At 63.1% G+C, this 19,125-nt stretch carries 17 protein-coding genes; 15 read left to right on the top strand and 2 right to left on the bottom strand.

What is annotated here, in order from left to right:
* The first annotated feature begins 64 nt into the window (after window positions 1-64).
* The 8 genes from BM151_RS04415 to BM151_RS04380 all read left to right on the top strand — a co-directional run bounded on the left by BM151_RS04415 (window position 65) and on the right by BM151_RS04380 (window position 7,692).
* Entirely contained in the window at window positions 65-1,138 is a 1,074-nt protein-coding gene (locus BM151_RS04415; protein WP_090057988.1) for an ABC transporter ATP-binding protein, read from the top strand.
* A complete protein-coding gene (locus BM151_RS04410; protein ID WP_090057986.1) occupies window positions 1,135-2,010 on the top strand; it encodes an ABC transporter permease in 876 nt (291 codons plus the stop codon). Before BM151_RS04415 ends, BM151_RS04410 begins: the two co-directional genes overlap by 4 nt.
* A complete protein-coding gene (locus BM151_RS04405; protein ID WP_090057983.1) occupies window positions 2,007-2,804 on the top strand; it encodes an ABC transporter permease in 798 nt (265 codons plus the stop codon). Before BM151_RS04410 ends, BM151_RS04405 begins: the two co-directional genes overlap by 4 nt.
* Window positions 2,805-2,883: 79 nt before the next feature.
* On the top strand, window positions 2,884-3,897 hold the full coding sequence (locus tag BM151_RS04400) for an extracellular solute-binding protein (RefSeq protein ID WP_090057980.1): 1,014 nt from the start codon (window positions 2,884-2,886) through the stop codon (window positions 3,895-3,897).
* A 94-nt stretch (window positions 3,898-3,991) separates the two neighbouring features.
* Window positions 3,992-4,429 carry a RidA family protein gene (locus BM151_RS04395; protein WP_090057977.1) on the top strand — a complete coding sequence of 146 codons (438 nt, stop codon included), beginning with the start codon at window positions 3,992-3,994 and terminating at the stop codon, window positions 4,427-4,429.
* A gap of 4 nt (window positions 4,430-4,433) precedes the next feature.
* Window positions 4,434-5,108 (top strand): DUF1028 domain-containing protein, encoded by a 675-nt coding sequence (locus BM151_RS04390; protein ID WP_090057973.1) that lies wholly within the window; start codon window positions 4,434-4,436, stop codon window positions 5,106-5,108.
* A 71-nt stretch (window positions 5,109-5,179) separates the two neighbouring features.
* The gene (locus BM151_RS04385) at window positions 5,180-6,673 is read left to right on the top strand and encodes an aldehyde dehydrogenase (RefSeq protein ID WP_090057970.1); all 1,494 of its coding nucleotides are present in this window, start codon (window positions 5,180-5,182) and stop codon (window positions 6,671-6,673) included.
* A 26-nt stretch (window positions 6,674-6,699) separates the two neighbouring features.
* Entirely contained in the window at window positions 6,700-7,692 is a 993-nt protein-coding gene (locus tag BM151_RS04380) for a LysR family transcriptional regulator (RefSeq protein ID WP_090057966.1), read from the top strand.
* Here the strand turns inward: BM151_RS04380 and BM151_RS04375 are convergent.
* A complete protein-coding gene (locus tag BM151_RS04375; RefSeq protein ID WP_090057963.1) occupies window positions 7,628-8,449 on the bottom strand; it encodes a helix-turn-helix transcriptional regulator in 822 nt (273 codons plus the stop codon). The two genes, BM151_RS04380 and BM151_RS04375, sit on opposite strands and share 65 nt — an antisense overlap.
* A gap of 116 nt (window positions 8,450-8,565) precedes the next feature.
* Between BM151_RS04375 and BM151_RS04370 the strand changes: the two genes are divergently transcribed.
* Window positions 8,566-9,927, top strand: a complete 1,362-nt coding sequence (locus BM151_RS04370; RefSeq protein ID WP_090057960.1) for an aminotransferase class III-fold pyridoxal phosphate-dependent enzyme — start codon at window positions 8,566-8,568, stop codon at window positions 9,925-9,927.
* Window positions 9,928-9,957: 30 nt separating this feature from the next.
* Window positions 9,958-11,103 carry an acetylornithine deacetylase gene (gene argE, locus BM151_RS04365; RefSeq protein ID WP_090057959.1) on the top strand — a complete coding sequence of 382 codons (1,146 nt, stop codon included), beginning with the start codon at window positions 9,958-9,960 and terminating at the stop codon, window positions 11,101-11,103.
* Window positions 11,104-11,155: 52 nt separating this feature from the next.
* Here the strand turns inward: argE and BM151_RS04360 are convergent, their stop codons facing one another.
* Window positions 11,156-12,250, bottom strand: a complete 1,095-nt coding sequence (locus BM151_RS04360) for a Gfo/Idh/MocA family protein (RefSeq protein ID WP_245781092.1) — start codon at window positions 12,248-12,250, stop codon at window positions 11,156-11,158.
* Window positions 12,251-12,531: 281 nt separating this feature from the next.
* Between BM151_RS04360 and BM151_RS04355 the strand changes: the two genes are divergently transcribed.
* The 5 genes from BM151_RS04355 to BM151_RS04335 all read left to right on the top strand — a co-directional run bounded on the left by BM151_RS04355 (window position 12,532) and on the right by BM151_RS04335 (window position 19,111).
* On the top strand, window positions 12,532-15,255 hold the full coding sequence (locus BM151_RS04355; protein WP_245781091.1) for a cation-translocating P-type ATPase: 2,724 nt from the start codon (window positions 12,532-12,534) through the stop codon (window positions 15,253-15,255).
* A 325-nt stretch (window positions 15,256-15,580) separates the two neighbouring features.
* Window positions 15,581-16,255 (top strand): ABC transporter permease, encoded by a 675-nt coding sequence (locus BM151_RS04350; RefSeq protein WP_143093034.1) that lies wholly within the window; start codon window positions 15,581-15,583, stop codon window positions 16,253-16,255.
* 38 nt (window positions 16,256-16,293) lie between these two features.
* The gene (locus BM151_RS04345; protein ID WP_090057952.1) at window positions 16,294-17,430 is read left to right on the top strand and encodes an ABC transporter ATP-binding protein; all 1,137 of its coding nucleotides are present in this window, start codon (window positions 16,294-16,296) and stop codon (window positions 17,428-17,430) included.
* Window positions 17,427-18,179, top strand: a complete 753-nt coding sequence (locus BM151_RS04340) for an ABC transporter permease (RefSeq protein ID WP_090057950.1) — start codon at window positions 17,427-17,429, stop codon at window positions 18,177-18,179. Before BM151_RS04345 ends, BM151_RS04340 begins: the two co-directional genes overlap by 4 nt.
* Before the next feature lie 44 nt (window positions 18,180-18,223).
* On the top strand, window positions 18,224-19,111 hold the full coding sequence (locus tag BM151_RS04335; RefSeq protein WP_090057947.1) for a glycine betaine ABC transporter substrate-binding protein: 888 nt from the start codon (window positions 18,224-18,226) through the stop codon (window positions 19,109-19,111).
* Window positions 19,112-19,125: the final 14 nt, after the last annotated feature.

The following is a 19,125-nucleotide window of genomic DNA, read 5'->3' as shown; positions in this document are numbered from 1 at the left end:
AACGAAGCCCCGAGACAACGACAAGCCAGCCACAAAGAACTGGCCGAACCCAAGGACTTAACGCATGAGCCGTTCCTCCGCGATCGAAGTCGTGAACGTGTCGAAAAATTTCGGCGATTACACGGCGCTCGACCATGTCGATTTCAAAATTTTCCAGAACGAATTCTTCACGCTTCTGGGGCCGTCGGGCTGCGGCAAGACCACGCTCTTGCGGATGATCGCGGGGTTCGAGACGCCGAGCTCGGGCACGCTGTTGCTCAACGGTCAGGAAATCGCCCAGATGCCGGCGCACAAACGCCGGGTGAACACGGTGTTCCAGAACTATGCGCTGTTTCCGCATATGACGCTGAGCCAGAACATCGCCTTCGGGCTCAAGAACCTCGGCTGGGACAAGGCGCGGATCACCGCACGCGTCGGGCAGATGCTCGAAATGGTCCATATGGAGCAATTCGCACAGCGCAAACCCGATCAGCTTTCGGGCGGTCAGAGGCAGCGGATCGCGCTGGCCCGCGCGCTGGCGGCGGAGCCCGAGGTGCTGCTGCTGGACGAACCGCTTTCGGCGCTCGATCTGAAACTGCGCCAGGCGATGCGCGACGAGCTGCGCGCGCTGCAGCGCGACACCGGCATCACCTTTGTCTTCGTGACCCATGATCAGGAAGAAGCGCTCGACATGTCCGACCGGATCGCGGTCATGGGCAAGGGCCGCGTGCAACAGATCGGCTCGCCAAAGGAAATCTACGAGGACCCGACCAACCGCTTTGTCGCGGATTTCATCGGCGATACGAATTTCCTCGAGGGCGAGGTGATCTTGCTCGACGGCGCCAAGGCAACGATCCGCACGGCCCTGGGGGCCGAGATCACCACGACGCATCAGGGCCTGACCGGTCCCGGCCCGGCCACCATGTCGATCCGGCCGGAAAAGATCGGCGTCGGCGATCAGGCCGAGGGTGTGGTCCTCACCGGCACGGTGCGTGCGCGCAATTACATGGGCGGGTTCACCCATTACACCGTGCAAATCGGCGAACAGACCCTGCGCCTATCGCGCCGCAACGCCCATTCGCATCAGGATTCGCTGGAAATCGGCGCCGCCGTGCAGGTCGGCTTTCGCGAAAGCGACGCAAGGGTGTTGGGACAATGAGCAAGGCGTTTCGTTTCTGGGGCCTCGTGCCCGCTTGGGCGCTGATGATTCTGACGCTGATCGTGCCGATCCTGATCGTCGCGGGCGTCAGCGTCGCCGAGCGCGGCGCTTACGGCGGCTTCAACTGGGCCTTCGATCTCAGCTCTTATCGTCAGATCCTCTATACCGTCGGCTGGACCGACGAGCTGGAGTTCGATCCGAAATATGTCCTCATCATCGGTCGGACACTTCTGTTTGCAGGCGGTGCGACGCTGATTTCGCTGCTCCTCGCCCTGCCCGTCGCCTATTATATCTCCCAGCAATCGAGCCGGCTGAAAACCATCCTGCTCTATCTCGTGACCCTGCCATTCTGGGTCTCGATGATTGTGCGGGTCTATGCCTGGCTGATCATTCTCGGCAATGATGGCTTGCTCGAACGCATCTACCGGATCTTCGGCGGGGCGGATATTTCCGGTTTTCTGTTCACGCCGGGTGCGATGATCACCGGCATGGTCTACAGCTATATCCCGCTGATGATCCTGCCGGTCTATGCCTCGGTCGAAAAGATCGACCCGGCGCTGATCGAGGCCAGCCACGATCTCTATGGCGGGCGCTGGACCGCGCTCAAACGCGTGATCCTTCCGCTTGCCGCCCCCGGCCTGACCGCCGGCAGCATCCTCGTCTTCGTGCCCTGTCTCGGCACGGTGCTCGAACCCATGCTCTTGGGCGGCGGCAAGCAATTGATGATGGGGACGCTGATCCAGACCCAATTCGGCGGTGCGCGCAACTGGCCCTTCGGGGCGGCGATCGCCATGGTCCTGCTGATCCTCGTGGTGCTCACGCTCTTGCTCAACGCCCGCCGCGCCGGCCGTCAAATGGAGGCGACGCTATGAAACAGCCCAATATCCGCGCCTATCCCGGCCTGCGCCCGCTCAGCATCCTGTTCTTTCTCTGGCTCTATCTGCCGATTGCCGTGGTGGTGGTCTATTCCTTCAACGACAACCGTCTGGTGTCGGTCTGGACCGGGTTCTCGACGAAATGGTACGCCGCCGCTCTGGCAAATGAGGCCTTGATGAGCGCGCTGGAGATCTCCGTCATGGTCGCTGTCATCGCGACCCTCTGCGCCACGCTGATCGCGCTTCTCGCGGCCATCGTGCTGACCCGCGCGACGGATCTCAGGTTCCGCCGGGTCTCGGAAACCGTGGTCAACCTGCCGCTTCTGTTGCCCGAAATCGTCCTGGCCGTGGCCGTCTTGATCCTGTTTTCCCAGATCGGCCTGACCAACGGGCTGTTGAAACTCGTTCTTGCCCACACGGCCTTTTGCACGCCTTTCGCCTTCCTGCCGATCCGGGCGCGGCTTCAGGGCATGTCACTGGATTTCGAAGAGGCGGCCCGCGATCTCTACGCCGCGCCCTTTACCGCCTTCCGGCTGGTCACCCTGCCGATGATCTTGCCCGGTGTCTTTGCCGGCGCGATGACCGCTTTCGTCATGTCGATGGACGATTTCATCACCTCGAACCTGTTGAACTCCGGCGGCGCGACCACCCTGCCCGTCTATATCTTCAGCCTGATCCGTCAGGGCACCACGCCCGAGCTGAACGCCATCTCGACGCTTTTGATCGCCGCGTCGCTGCTGCTGGCAACCCTCGTTCTGATCCTCAATGTCAGGGCGATGCGGCGAGGCTGATCCCCGATACGTTCCGGTCCTGCCCTTGGGCCATCCTCCACATATCAACCATCAAGGGCGCAACAAGGAGAGACACCCAATGAAGAAACTTCTGCTTGCCACCACGCTGATCCTGCCGTTTGCGGCCCCTGCCGCGGCAGAAGGCACGCTCAATATCTACGCCTGGGCGGATTCCATCTCGCCCGATCTGATCGCCAAATTCACCGAAGAGACCGGCATTGAAGTCAATGTCGACAGCTTTTCCTCGAACGAGGACGCGCTGACCAAGCTGCAGGCCGGGTCCTCGGGCTATGACCTGGTGACGCCGTCGCAGCACTTTGTGAAGATCATGGCCGACGAAGGTCTGCTTGAAGACATCGACGCCTATGAGCTCGCCGCCTACGCCCAGCTCGACGCGCGCTGGAAAGGCCAGTGGTGGGACCCGGAGAACGACTATTCCATCCCGCTTGCCTATGGCACCGCCGGCTTCTCGGTGAACCGTGACAAATACGATGGCCCGGTCGACAGCTGGTCCGTGCTGTTCGAACCGACCGATCTTGCCGGCTCCATCGCGCTCCTGTCCTACCCGGACGAAGTGGTCTCCGCCGCCCAGCTTTACCTCGGCGTCGAATTCTGTTCCGAGGACAAGGCCGAGATGAAAAAGGTCTACGATCTTCTCGTGGCTCAGAAACCCTCGGTCGTGGCGTACACTTCCGACAATATCGAGAACCGTCTCGGCTCCGGCGAGGTTGCCGCGCATTTCTGGTGGGATGGCAACACGCTGCGCCTGCGCAACTCCGGCGCCAATGTCGAATATGCCGCACCGAAAGAGGGGCTCGTCGGTTGGCTCGACAGCTTCGTCGTTCCGGCAGGGGCCGCGAATGTCGACAATGCCAAGGCCTTTATCGACTTCATGTCCACCGTCGAGAACGCCACGGAGCAGTACAACTACTACGCCCACTCCGCCCCGGTGGCGATCGATGAGAGCAAGGCCCTCTACACACCGGAAAACGCGCCGGAACTTTTCCCGACTGTCCCGGTGGTTTTTGCCCAGGCCTGTAGCCCGGCGGCACAGGATCTGGTGACCAAGGTCTGGACAGACCTGCTACAGTAAGCTTGCCTGCCTCCCGCCCCGTTTCCCCTGGGGGCGGGAGGATTTTCAAAGACCCCGCGGGGAGGGTATGCCCGCACACTGACTGGAGACCACGATGGCCCACACGCGCATCCGCACATTCAACACCAAAGAAACCTATCCCGAGCAGAACCTCGACAACGACCTGTGTCAGGCCGTCGTGACCCAGGGCGGGAAAACGGTCTGGCTGCGCGGTCAGTGCCCGCAGAACCTCGACGATGCCAAGAATATCGAAAGCCACGATCCGGTCGAACAGACCCACAAGGTGATGCAGAATATCCGGCAGCTGATCGAAGAGGCCGGCGGCGCGATGGAGCATCTCGTCAAGGTGGTCGTCTACATCACCGACGTGCGTCACCGCGAGGCGGTCTATCGCACCATGGGCGAATATATCAAAGGCGTGCACCCGGTCTCCACCGGGCTGGTGGTCAACGCACTGGCGCGCCCCGACTGGCTGGTCGAGATCGACGGCACGGCAGTGATCCCCGACGATTACATCCAGAAAAAGGCCTGATCCGATGACCTTTTCCCTCGTCGCCCGCTGTCCCGAGACCGGCATGTTCGGTGTCGCGATTTCCTCCTCCTCCCCGGCCGTCGCCGCGCGCTGTGCCTATGCCCGTGCGGGCGTCGGTGCGGTGGCCTCGCAAAACGTCACCGATCCGACGCTTGGTCCCCTCACCCTTGATTTGATGGAAGAGGGCATGAGCGCCGCCGAGGCGATTGCAGAGATCCAGGCGACGGGGAAATACATCGCGTACCGACAGGTGCTCGCGGTCGACACCCAGGGCGGTACGGCGGTTCACTCCGGTCCGAATTCCCTCGGCATCTGGACCGAGGCCCGGGCCGAGAACGTCGCCTCCGGCGGTAATCTTCTGGCCAATGACACGGTGCCACAGGCCATCGTCGATGCGTACCTCGCCAGCTCCGGCCACATTGGTGACCGGCTGATCGCCGCGATGCGCGCGGGGCTCTCCGCCGGAGGCGAAGCCGGACCGGTGCATTCCGCCGGCATGCTGATCGTCGACAAGGTCTCCTGGCCCGTGGCCGAACTACGCTGTGACTGGACCGAGGACTGCCCGATCGAGAACATCGCCACCGCCTGGGAGGTCTACAGGCCCCAACTCGACGCCTATATTCAACGCGCCCTCGACCCGCGCGAAGCGCCCTCCTACGGCGTGCCGGGCGACGAATAAGCGCCAAATCAGCGCCATGAGCGTTTCAAACGACATGCGCGGCCAAGGCCGCAGATCATAAGAGGTTCACCATGGAACTGAGCTTTTCCGACTGGCAAGATCATGCCGCGGCTTTGAGCTTTCGCACACAGGCCTTCATTGACGGGCAATTCGTCGATGCGCTCTCCGGCAAGACATTTGCCACGATCAACCCGGCCACGGGCGAGGAGATCGCGCAGATCGCCGAATGCGATGCCGCCGACATCGACCACGCCGTCAAGGCCGCACGGGCGGCCTTTGAGGACGGGCGCTGGTCGCGGATGGAGCCGGGCGCGCGTAAGGCGGTGATGCTCAAACTCGCGGACCTCATTCGCGAAAACCTTGTGGAACTGGCGCTTCTGGACAGTCTCGACATGGGCAAGCCGGTCACGGATGCCGCCACCGTGGATGTGCCGGGATCGGCGCATTTCTTCCAATGGTATGCCGAGGCGATCGACAAGCTCTATGACGAGGTGGCCCCCACCGCCGCCGGTGATCTGGCGCTGGTGCGGCGTGTGCCGCTGGGCGTCGTCGGCGCGGTGGTGCCGTGGAACTTCCCGCTCGACATGGCGACGTGGAAATCCGCGCCGGCACTGGCCGCGGGCAATTCCGTCGTCTTGAAACCCGCCGAACAATCGCCGCTCTCGGCGCTGCGTCTGGCGGAACTGGCACAAGAGGCCGGCATCCCCGATGGCGTGTTCAATGTTGTGCCGGGCTTTGGCGCGACGGCGGGCAAGGCGCTTGGCCTGCATATGGATGTCGATTGTCTGGCCTTCACCGGCTCGACCTTTGTCGGCAAGAAATTCATGGAATATTCCGGGCAATCGAATCTGAAACAGGTCTGGCCGGAGACCGGCGGCAAAAGCCCGAACATCATTTTCGCCGATTGCGAAGACCTCGAGGCCGCCGCCGACATGGCCGCTTTCGGGATCTTCTTCAACGGCGGGCAGGTCTGTTCCGCCAACAGCCGGCTCTATGTGGAGCGTTCGATTCAGGACAGGTTCCTCGAATTGATGAAGACCCGCGCCGAAGCGCTCAAGCCCGGCAATCCGCTCGATCCCGCAACCAAGCTCGGCGCCATCGTCGATGAGAAACAGACGCAATCCATCATGGCCCGGATCGAGGCCGCCGCCGACACATCGCGACTGGTGTCGGGTGGCGAGCGCGTGACGCTCGAAGGCACGGGCTGTTTCGTCACCCCGACGATTTTCGGCGATGTGGCCCAAGACGATCCGATCGCCACCGACGAGGTGTTCGGCCCGGTGCTGGCGGTCATCCCATTTGACAGCGAGGACGAGGTTATCGCCATGGCCAATGACAGCATCTATGGCCTCGCCGCCTCGGTCTGGACCGACAACCTCAGCCGCGCGCTTCGGGTGTCGGAGCGTCTGAACGTCGGCACCGTCTCCGTGAACACGGTCGATGCACTCTCGGCCCAGACACCTTTTGGTGGCATGAAACAGTCGGGTTTTGGCCGCGATCTCTCGCTGCATTCGCTCGACAAATACACTGCGTTGAAAACCACGTGGATCAAGTACAAACTGTAGGGCGCAGCATGGACAAAAGGCGACCTATGATCCGTTTCACTCTCCGACAGCTTGAATATTTCGTCGCGGTCGGAGAGGCCGGCAGCATCACGGTGGCCGCCGGTCGCGTCAATGTCTCGTCCCCCTCGATCTCGACGGCGATTTCCCAGCTCGAAACCGAATTCGGCATGCCCTTGTTCGTGCGCCAGCACGCGCAGGGCCTGTCGCTGACACAGGCCGGGCGCGTACTCATGGATCAGGCCCGCGCCGTGCTGCGCGAGGCCGACCGGCTGGTCGATCTGGCCGGGGATATTTCCGGTCAGGTGCGCGGGCCGATCATGGTCGGTTGCATGCTGACCTTTGCCCAGGTTGTCCTGCCGGCGTTGCGCAAGGATTTCACCGACAGTTTCCCAGAGGTGCGGTTTTCCCAGAGCGAATATGACGCCAACGATCTGGTCAGCGCGCTCAGACGGGCGGAGATCGATGTGGCCCTGGCCTATGATCTGGTGGTGCCGCCCGATCTGACCTTTATTCCCTTGATCGAAATGCCGCCCTTTGTGCTGATCCCGGCGGATCACCCGCTGGCGGATCGGGTGGAGATCGACGTCGAGGAGCTGCGCAGCCTGCCGATGGTGCTGCTCGACCTGCCGCAAAGCGCGGATTATTTCCTGTCGTTCTTTCAGGACAAGGGCATCAAGCCGGAGATTTCCGAACGCTCGCGCGACATTGCCGTGGTGCGCAGCCTGGTGGCCAATGGATTTGGCTATTCGATCGCCAACCTGCGACCGCTCAACGGCATGTCCCCCGATGGCAAGTCGCTGAAATTCATACCGCTCGCGGGCAATCTGCGGCCCTTGAAAATGGGGCTGTTGATGCCACCGCATGCCGAGACCACCCATGTGGTGCGCAGCTTTCTCGAGTTCGCGCAATCCTGGGTCCGGGACGGATTTTCGCCGGGCGGTGTACCCCGCGAGATCAGCGGCCCTCTGGCGAGCCCAGCAGTGGCAGAAAAAGCGAAAACAGCTCCGCCTGAGAGCTGATGCCGCAGCGGCTATAGAGCTGTTTTCGAAAGACTTTCACGGTCTGCGGGCTGAGCGAAAGCCGCAATGCAATAGAGGTGGTCGAATGCCCTTTCAGGATCAGAAACGCGACCTCCGCCTGTCGTGGCGTCAGCGCGATGCCAAGCGTTGCCGCGTTCCGGCGCAATCGGTCCGGCACGGTTTCGGTCCCCTGCCCCGGCATATCAGTATCGAGCTCTGCCCAATGCCGTCGCATCAGCGCCAGACAGACCGGCGCAATGCGCGCGGCCTCGGCCAGATCACGGGCGGAAAACTTTCGGTTTGTGGAGGCGTCGCGCCCCAGACAGGCGGTCACGCTCACGCCGGGCCCGGGCGCGATCAGATACGCGATCTCATCGGTCAGCGTCGTCGCCGCATAATAGGTCAGGTAATATTCGCCACGGGTAAAATGATCCGGCGCGATGTCCTGAAGCCGGTACAGCCCGTCGGGCGCGCCGTCGAGATGCAGCTGATGAAACGGGTCGAGCAGGTAAGCGCCGTTGAGATAGGCGCTGTCGAGCCGGGCGTGCACGCGCCGATCCCCTGCCGCGCGAAACACCGGCGCCGGAGGTCCGGCCTCGGCATAGGCCAGAATGGTCATATTGTCGAAAGCCAGTTCACTGTGCAGCCATGCGGTGAAAGCGGCGGCAAAATCCTCCTCTCCGAGGCGCGTGATGGCCTCGGCCAGATGATCTGCGGCGCGCTGCTGTTCTGGCGCATGAGACGGTTCGGGGATCATGCATACCTCCTTGGGGGTATATACCCCTCTGTCGGAAATAGAAGAAAAAAGGCCTGTAAGAAAAGGGGTAATTTATCCCGATTTCGCCGCACCGGAAACAGTCCAGGAGACAGATCATGACCTTCGCACGCGCCTCCACCGCCGCCATTCTCGACCAGGATGCCCATCTCATCCAATCCTTCGCCGATCTCAACGCGCTCAAGGCCCAAGGCGCCCGCACCGTGATCAGCCGTGCCGAGGGGGCCTATGTCTATGACAATGACGGGCAGAAGATGATCGACGGCATCGCCGGCCTGTGGTGTGTCAACATCGGTCATGGGCGGCGCGAGATGATCGAGGCGATTGCCAATCAGTTGCAGACGCTCGACTATTATTCGACCTTCTACAATTTCACCCACCCGACGGCGGCGGCCCTGTCGCAAAAGCTTGCAGAGCTCGCCCCCGGCGATCTCAACGCGGTCTATTTCGGCAATTCCGGCTCGGTCGCCAATGACAGCGCGATCCGCATTCTGCACCATTACAACATCCGCAAGGGCCGCCCGAACAAGCTCAAGGTGCTCTCAAGGCATGGCGCCTATCACGGCTCGACCCACCTTTCGATGGCGATGACCACGCCCGGCTATTCGGAGGGCTGGACCGCCGCTTCAGAGCTCGTGCATCACCTGCGCGCGCCGCATCACTGGCGCGAGGGCGGCGAGATGACAGAAGCCGAATTCCTCGACGCGCTGGCCCTGGATCTGAGCCAAAGCATTGATCGTATCGGGGCGGAAAACATCTGTGCCTTCATCGCCGAACCGATTCAGGGCGCGGGCGGCGTGATCGCAGCACCTCAGGGCTATCACCGCCGGATGCAGGAGATCTGCCGCGCCCATGACATCAAATATATCGCCGATGAGGTGGTCACCGCCTTTGGTCGGCTCGGCCATTTCTTTGCCTCCGAGGCCGTGTTCGACACCACGCCCGACATCATCAACACCGCCAAGGGTCTGACCTCGGGCTATCAGCCGATGTCGGCCACCATCGTGTCGGACGAGATTCACGACGTGATCTCCGGCCCCGACGGCATGTTCCTGCACGGCATGACCTATTCCGGCCACCCCGCCGCCGCCGCCGCCGCGCTGACCAATATCGCGATCATGGAACGCGAAGCCATCCCGGAGCGCGTCCGCACCACCGGCGCCTATTTCGAGCGCAAACTGCGCGGGCTCTCGGACATTGAGCTGGTCGGCGAAGTGCGCGGCAGCCATTTCATGATCGGCATCGAATTCGTCAAGGATCGCACCACCAAGGAAAGCCATCCCGCCGAGGTCGAGGTCGGTCTCAAGGTCGCCCGCGCCTGTCAGAAACGCGGTCTCATCGCCCGGCCTCTGGGCAATGTGCTCATCCTCTCGCCGACCCTCATCATGGATGAGGCGATGATCGACGAGATCGAGGGCATTCTGCGCGAGGCCATCACCGAAGTCGCGGCGGGTCTCTGAGCCCGCCGCCCCCAACCGAGCACAGCACATATGGACACCCTGACCCTTCTCGACCGGCTGATCGCCTTTGACACCACCAGCGCCAGATCCAACCTGCCGCTGATCGATTTTGTCGAAGACTATCTGCGCGCCCGCGGATTTCGCATCACCCGCGTGCCGGATGCGACCGGTCAGAAGGCGGGGCTTTTTGCCGTGCTCGGGCCCGAGGGCGACGGGATCATGCTGTCGGCGCATACCGATGTGGTGCCGGTGACCGGGCAAAACTGGAGCCGCGATCCGTTTCGCCTGACCCGCGAAGGCGACCGGCTCTATGGCCGCGGCACGACGGATATGAAGGGCTATCTGGCCGCCATGCTGGCGCTGGCGGACCGCGCCGCCAAGGTCCCTCTCAAAGAACCGCTCAAACTGGCGATTTCCTATGACGAGGAAGTGGGCTGTGTCGGCATTCAACAGATGATCAGTGCCCTGCCCGCGGCCCTCGGTCACCCCCGCGCCTGTTTCGTCGGCGAACCGACCGGGATGCAGGTGGCCATCGGGCACAAGGGCAAGGCGGCGTTTGAAGCGATCTGTCATGGCGAAAGCGGGCACTCGGCGCTGGCGCCCCTGTTCACCAATGCGCTGCATCTGGCCGCCGACTTCACCACCGAGCTGCGCGTCCTTCAGGACTATTACGCCACAGAGGGCGCGCGTGACCCGGCTTACGGCGTGCCCTATTCCACGGTCCATGTCGGCACGCTTTCGGGTGGGACCGCTCTGAACATCGTGCCGGACCGGGCGGAGATGCGGTTCGAATACCGCCACCTCGCCGCCGATGCCGCCGAAGACATCGCCGCCCGGATCTACGCCGCCGCGGCGCGCGTTACCGACCGCTTTGCGACACAGTGCCCCGTGGCACGTATCGAGGTCACGGAAGTCAACGCCTATCCCGGTCTCGACGTGCCGGAGGAGGCGGAGATCGTGACCTTGGCGAAAACCCTCGCCAAAACCAACGCCGTGACCAAGGTCGCCTTCGGCACGGAGGCCGGGTTCTTTCAGGGGCTCGGGATTGCGACCGTGGTCTGCGGCCCCGGTTCGATGGAGGGGCAAGGCCATAAGCCCGACGAATATCTCGAACTCTCCGAGCTCCTTGCCTGCGACGCCATGATGGATCGCATTCTCGACAGCCTCCGGGCCTGAGCCACTCTGCGCCCGGGGACCGGAGGGGTCAGACGATCACCGTCGGAAACGGTCAGACAAGCGCGGTCCAGCGCCCGTCGGCGGTACTCGAGGCCTGACAGGCCGCGATGAACCGCAGCCCGCTCAGCCCGTCGGAAATCCCCGGCAGCCCCTCGGGCATCTGCCCGGCCGCGATGGCATCGGCGGCGTCGGTATAGAGCGAGGCAAAGGCTTCGAGATAGCCCTCGGGATGGCCAGCAGGCACACGGGCTTGCCCCTGAAATCCGGGACCTCCGCGGCTCAGGATGCGCGTCGCCTCGCCCAGGGGCGTAAAACGCAGCTCGTCGGGGCGATCGTGATGCCATTCCAGCCCGCCCGCCTCGCCGATCACCCGCAGGTGCAGATCGTTGTCGAAGCCCGGCGCGACCTGTGAGGCCCAGAGCATCCCCCGCGCGCCATCGGCTAGGCGCAGCATGACATGGCAATTGTCATCGACCTGACGGCCCGCGACGAAACTGTGCAACTCGGCGGAGACCGCCTCGATCGGCAGGCCGGAGACAAAGCGTGCCAGATGCGCAGCATGGGTACCGATGTCGCCAATCGCGCCGGCCCCCGCCTGTTTCGGATCGGTGCGCCAGATCGGCTGACTTTGCTCCAGCGGTTCGGCCAGCCAGTCCTGAACATATTCGACATTGACCAGCCGCAGGTGCCCGAGCGCGCCTTCGGCGACCAGCCGCCGGGCCTCGCGCAGCATCGGATAACCGGCATAGGTGTGGGTCAGGATGAACAGGGCTTTCGACTGTGTGGCGATCTCGGCCAACGCCTCGGCCTCTTCGAGCGTCGCGGTCATCGGCTTGTCGCAGATCACGTGAATTCCCGCTTCGAGAAAGGCTTTCGCGGGTCCGAAATGCAGATGATTGGGCGTGACGATGGCAACGGCGCGGATGCCGTCCGGGCGGGCCGCCTCGGACCGGGCCATCTCCGCCCAGTTGTCATAGCTGCGCTCGAGCCCGATCGCCTCGGCAGAGGTCCGGGCTTTTTCCGGGTCGGAGGACAGCGCCCCCGCCACCAGTTCAAAGCGATTGTCGAGCCGGGCGGCGATGCGATGCACCGCGCCGATAAAACCGCCCTGCCCGCCACCGACCATGCCCAAAGGAACAGGTTTCATCCGGAACTCTCCCAAAAGGTTCTGAAGGCGCGTCCATGTTGCCGCCTCCGGGTAGCGTCCTTCGGCCGGCGCTTTGACATGGCACGCCTTGGCGCCCTCCGTCCAACATAGCCCTATTGCGTCCGTTTTGAGAAGTCGGTGAAAAATCGACCCGCCGAGATCTCACATCGTGCACGCCCGGTTCCGATCCGGGCATTGCGCGCAGCGAAGGTGGTGACCGATGGTTGTGAATATCACAGATCCATATCATGTTTGAACACAAGCAATTAGGGCGACTCAACGTGACCAAGGTGACAGAACAGATCGATCCGGTGCTCCGATATCATGCGCAGTCGGGCGATGAGATCCTGACCCGGCTTGGCGTCACGGCGGATAAGGGGCTTGCCGAGCCGGAGGTCGCAAAGAGACGCAGCCAATTCGGCCCCAACCGGATCGCCTCGAAACAAAGGGTTGGCCTCCTCACCCTGCTCTTGCGGCAATTGCAGAGCCCCGTGGTGTTCCTGCTGGCCGGTGCGGCGGTGCTCGCGGCGCTGTTTCACGAGGCGGCGGAGACGATCGCCATCGTGATCGTGCTGCTGATCAACACGCTGATCGGCTTTTTCACCGAATACAAGGCGGCGCGTTCGATCGAGGGGCTGCAGGCGCTGGAAACCCCGAAAGCCCGGGTGCGCCGTGACGGCCATGACCGGATGATCGCCTCGGAAGAGCTCGTGCCCGGCGATATCGTCTTGCTGGATGCCGGCGATGCCGTGCCCGCCGATTTGCGGCTGATCGAGACCGCAAATCTTCAGGTCAATGAATCCACCCTGACCGGGGAATCCCTTGCCGTCGACAAATCCGCCGCACCGGTGGCGGCGGAGGCGCGGCTGGCAGACCGACATTCCATGCTCTACCGCGGCACCTCCCTGACCGCCGGCAGCGCGCTTGGCGTGGTCACCGGGACCGGGCTTGCGACCGAAATCGGTCAGGTCTCCGAGCTGGTGGCCGAGGCCGGAACGGAAAGCTCGCCGATCGAAAAGAAACTGGCGCATCTGTCGTCGCAGCTGGTCTGGGCGACGCTCGTGTTGACCGTCCTGATCGCCGGGATCGGCATTCTGAGCGGCAAGGACGCGTTCATGATGGCCGAAGCCGCGATTGCGCTCGCCGTGGCGGCGATCCCGGAGGGGCTTCCGGTCGTGGCGACCCTGACACTGGCCCGCGGCATGTGGCGCATGGCGCGTCAGAATGCGCTGGTCGAACATCTCTCGGCGGTCGAGGCGCTGGGCGCCACCACCGTGATCCTGACAGACAAGACCGGCACCTTGACCGAGAACCGGATGTCGGTGCGGCGGGTCTGGCTGCCCTCGGGCGAGGTCGGGCTGGACGGCCCGCTGGACGGCATCACGACACCGGGTATGGCGACACCGGGCTTGACGACACAGGGCATGACGACAGACGACGCGGCCCGCCCCGGTGAGAGCGACGCCCAGCTTGCCACGCTGATCGAGGTCGCGGTGCTTTGCAACGATGCCGCGCTCGAGGATGCCGAGGCCGAGGGCACCGGCGACCCGATGGAGGTGGCACTGCTGCGCGCCGGGCTCACGGTTGGCCATGCCCGCGACAGCTTGCTGCAGCGCTATCCTTTGCTGCGCAAGGTGGCCTTCGACAGCACCAGCAAAATGATGGCAACGATCCACCGCCGCGGCGAGGATGCGCTCTACGCGATCAAAGGCGCGCCGGAAGCGGTGCTGCGCAACAGCGATTTCATCTCTCCCGAAGGCCAGCTCGCCGCGCTCAAAGAAGAGGACCGGCAACTCTGGCTGGCGCGCGCCGCCGAGTTGGCCCGTCACGGTTTGCGGGTGCTGGCCTGCGCCGCGAAAGCCGAATCCGGACCGGAGCCCGCCCCCTATGAGGCGCTGACCTTTCTCGGGTTGATCGGGCTGGAGGACCCGGCGCGCAGCGATGTGCCCAATGCCATCGCCGCCTGTCACCGCGCCGGCATCCGCGTCGTCATGGTCACCGGCGATCACGCCGCCACGGCGCGCAGCATCGGTCAGAGCGTCGGCCTCGAAAGCGCGGCGGAAAATGTCGTCGAAGGCGTCGAGGTGGCAAAGCTCACGGCCGATGGCGCCGACAATTTCGCCCGGATCGGGATTTTCGCCCGGGTCAGCCCAAAGGAGAAACTCGAACTGGTACGCGCCTATCAGGCCGCGGGCGAGATCGTTGCGATGACCGGTGACGGCGTCAACGATGCGCCGGCGCTCAGACAGGCGGATATCGGCGTGGCCATGGGGCTCAGAGGCACCGATGTGGCGCGGGAATCCTCGGCGATGATCCTGCTCGATGATGCCTTTCCGACCATCGTCGCCGCCATTCGCGAGGGTCGGATCATCTTCGGCAATATCCGCCGTTTTGCCGCCTATCTTCTGGCCTGCAACCTGACCGAGGTTCTGGTGGTGGGGCTCGCCGTGCTCTTGTCCCTGCCCTTGCCGATCCTGCCCCTGCAGATCCTCTATCTCAATCTGATCACCGATGTGTTTCCCGCCTTCGCCTTGGCGCTTGGCGAGGGGGAAAGCGATGTGCTCGAGCGGCGGCCGCGGCCACCGCAGGAACCGATCCTGGGACGGCCGCAATGGCTCCGGCTCGGCGCCCAGAGCCTTTTGATGAGCGCCGGGGTCTTTGGCGCCATGTGGCTCAGCCCCCGGCTCGGCATTACGCCGGAGGCGACGGTGACAGTGACCTTCCTGACCCTGGCCACGGCCCAGCTCTGGCAGGTGTTCAACATGCACGCCGGCACCGCGCCGCTGATCCGCAACGAGATTACCCGCAACCCATGGGTCTGGGCCGCGCTGGCGCTTTGCATGATACTGTTGCTGATCCCTTCCTATCTGCCGCCGCTGGGGGCCGTGCTCGGCCTCGTGGCCCCCGACGCCACGATGTGGATGGTGGTGCTGTCGATGAGCCTGTTGCCGACCCTGATCTGGCAAGTGGTGATGCTGGTGCGCCGTCTGCTGCCTGCGGCATAGCCGCGACCGGGGCAAGCGCTGGCCCGCCAGGCGCGCCGATCCACCCCTCTGCCACAGGCCGATCCAAGGGGGAGCGACCCAAGGGGATATCTGTCCCGATGGCCTCTCCGCGGGCGATGGGCGCTGCCGGCGGGTCTCATCCCGCGCGATCTGCGGCACTGACGTAAAATTCGCAACAATTGTCGTTTTTTTAAAAAGGCAATGGCGCCCGGCTTTGCAACATACCGGACAGACAGGAACCGCCAAATGAGTTCCGCAGCAACGCATATCCCGATGCTCCGCCTGTCATCCGGCAGGCCATCTGGTCCAACACGAGGAATACACATTGGAGACGATTGTCTTTTTCATGGACAATCTGGACGTCATCCTTGAGAGGACGCTCCAGCATATCGCCATCGTCGGGGTTGCCATCAGCCTCGCGATTCTGACCGGGGTGCCGATCGGGATCGCCATCACGCTGAACCGCAAAGCCGCCAATATCGTGCTCTATGTGGCGGCGATCATTGTCACCATCCCGTCGATCGCGCTCTTCGGCCTGATGATCCCCATTCTGTCGCTGATCGGCCACGGGGTCGGCTACCTGCCGGCGGTGATCGCGGTGCTGCTCTATTCGCAGCTGCCGATCATCCGCAACACCTATACCGCGATTTCCAATGTCGACCCGGCGCTGCGCGAAGCGGCACGGGGCTTGGGCATGACGCCGATGCAGCGGCTGATGAAGGTCGAGATCCCGCTGGCCATTCCGGTGGTCATGGCCGGGGTGCGCATCGCCGTCGTGATGAACATCGGCATCACCGCCATTGCCGCCTATATCGGCGCTGGAGGGCTTGGCGTTTTCATCAGCCGTGGCATTTCCCAGACCGATCCGCGCCAGCTGATCACCGGCGCCGTCATGGTCTCGCTCCTGGCGATTGCCGCCGATTACGCGCTGATGTGGGCGCAAAGGCGCCTGACCCCGGCGTCCTCCTCCTCTACCTCCGCGTCGCCCTCGAACGCCTGAGCCGACAAACTTCACCCCAAGATTTCAAGGGACCCGATATGATCAAACTCGAAAAACTCTCCAAAGTCTTCGAGACCCCGGGCGGGGGCTCGGTCATCGCCGCCGATCAGGTGTCGATGGAGGTGAACGAAGGCGAGATCTGCGTCCTTCTGGGGCCCTCGGGCTGTGGCAAGACCACGACCTTGAAGATGATCAACGCGCTGATCCCAAAGACGTCTGGCAAGATCACCGTGGCCGGGCGCGATGTCGATACGCTGAACCCGGTCGAGCTGCGCCGCTCCATCGGCTATGTGATCCAGCAGATCGGCCTGTTCCCGAACATGACGATCGAGGACAATATTTGCGTCGTGCCGGATCTTCTCGGCTGGGATCGCAAAAAATCCCGCAGCCGCGCCGGAGACTTGCTCGAGATGGTCAATCTCGACCCGGCGATCTTCCTGAAACGCTTCCCGAAGGAACTTTCCGGCGGGCAGCAACAGCGCGTCGGCGTGATCCGGGCCCTGGCCGCCGATCCGCCGGTTCTGCTGATGGACGAGCCTTTCGGCGCCATCGACCCGATCAACCGGGCGGTGATCCAGGACGAATTCCTGAAAATGCAGAGCGAGATCCGCAAGACCATCGCCTTTGTCAGCCATGACATCGACGAGGCGATCAAGATGGCCGACAAGGTAGCGATCTTCAAGGATGGCAAACTGGTGCAATATGCGTCGCCGGATGACCTTCTGGCCCGGCCGGTGAATGATTTCGTCACCAGCTTCGTCGGCTCCGACCGCACGCTCAAACGCCTGAGCCTGTTGCGCGTCGGTGAGGTGATGCATGGCGATCAGCTCCGCGTCACCGCCCAGGACGAGGTCGGCAAGGCCCGCCATCTGATGCAGGAGGCCGGTCACAAGAACATCGTCATGGTCGGGCCACAGGGCCGGGCCCGCGGTTTTCTGCATCTCAACGACATTCTCGAGGCCCGCGGCACCGTGGCCGAGCATCACAACGCCCTGCCCTCGACCGTGCATGTCAAAGACGACCTGCGCACCGCCGTGTCGAAAATGTTCCGCCACGACGTGAGCTGGCTGGCCTGTGTCGATGACGACGGGTTCTTCAAGGGTTCGATCACCCAGCGCGCGATTTCGCATGCTCTGGGCGCCACCTATCGCGATTCTGCGGAGGCGGCGGAATGAGTGCGGCCAACAAGATCGATCTGAGCGATCACCTGCGCACGGTGGCGGGCGTTGCCGTCGGCGCCGCCTTCACCTTTGGCCTGATGACCGGAGAACTTGGCTATTTCGGCCGGCTCTGGGCCGATTTCAGCGACGATATCCTCTATCTCACCGGCCAGCATGTGGTGTTGGTGCTGATCTCCGCCTCCCTGGCGGTCCTCGTCGGCGTACCAATGGGGATCTGGCTCAGCCGGCCACGCATGGAGCGCTATGCCGAGGGTGCACTGCAGGTCTTCAACATCGGCACGACGATTCCGACGCTGGCGATCCTGGCGCTGTCGATCACGCTTCTGGGCATCGGTTTCGTGCCCGCCGTCTTCGGGCTCTGGGTCGCCACGCTCTTGCCGATCGTGCGCAATGTCTATCAGGGGCTGCGAGAGGTCCCCGGCTATCTGAAAGAAGCCGCAACTGGCATGGGGATGACACCTCTGCACATCCTGCGCACGGTCGAGATCCCGAATGCGCTCTTCGTGATCTTCGCCGGCATCCGCACCGCCGTGGCGATCAACGTCGGCACCGTGCCGCTGGCCTTTCTGATCGGCGGTGGCGGCCTTGGCGAGCTGATCTTTTCCGGCATCAGCCTCGACGACATGAACATGCTTCTGGCCGGCGCCATCCCGGTGGCGCTCCTGTCGATGCTCGCCGATTTCCTGCTGGCACAGGCGCAATACTGGCTGATCCCACGCGGTGTGAACCCGCTGCGCAAGTAATTTCAAAACATATCAAGCACAAAGACACCAACGGAGGTCACACCATGATCAAGAAAACGCAAACGCTCCTGGCCGGGGTCGCCCTCGCCGCCAGCCTCGCCCTGCCCCTCTCGGCCCAGGCCGAGACCCTCAAGGTCGGCGGCAAGAATTTCACCGAACAGCTCATTCTGGCTGAAATGACCGACCAGCTGTTGCAGGCGAAGGGCTATGACACCGAAAAGCTCGACGGCATGGGCACCACCGTGCTGCGCACGGCGATGGAGAACGGTCAGGTCGATCTCTACTGGGAATACACCGGCACCTCGCTGGTGACCTTCAATAAGATCACCGAGCCGATGGGCGCCGCGGAAACCTATGCCAAGGTCAAGGAACTCGATGCCGGTGTCGGCATCACCTGGCTCGACGCGTCGAACGCCAATAACACCTATGCGCTCGCCGTGCGCGCGGGCGATGACAAAGGCCTATCGACGCTCTCCGATCTGGCCACGGCCTACAGCGACGGCGAAAATCCGAAAATGGGCGTGAACATCGAATTCCCGAAACGCGCCGACGGTCTGCCGGGGCTCGAAGAAGCCTACGGGTTCGAAACCAAACGTCGGGATCTGGCGCCGATGGAATCCGGTCTGGTCTATCAGGCGCTGAAGGACGGCAAGGTCGATGTCGGTCTGGTCTTTGCCACAGACGGTCGCATCGCCGCTTTCGATTTCAAGGTGCTCGAGGATGACAAGGGCTATTTCCCGAACTACGCGCTGGCGCCGACGATCCGCACCGAGGTGCTCGAGGCCAATCCGGAGCTCGGCGATCTTCTGAATGGTCTCGCCGCCAAACTTGACGACTCTGTCATGCAGGGGCTCAACGCCGAGGTTGACGTCGACAAGAAGACCATCGAAGACGTCTCGGAAGCCTTCCTGAAGGATCAGGGGCTGATCTGATACGGACCCGCCGC

The sequence above is a fragment of the Celeribacter neptunius genome, assembly GCF_900113955.1.
Taxonomy (GTDB): Bacteria; Pseudomonadota; Alphaproteobacteria; order Rhodobacterales; family Rhodobacteraceae; genus Celeribacter; species Celeribacter neptunius.
This window is presented reverse-complemented; position numbering and strand designations above follow the sequence as displayed.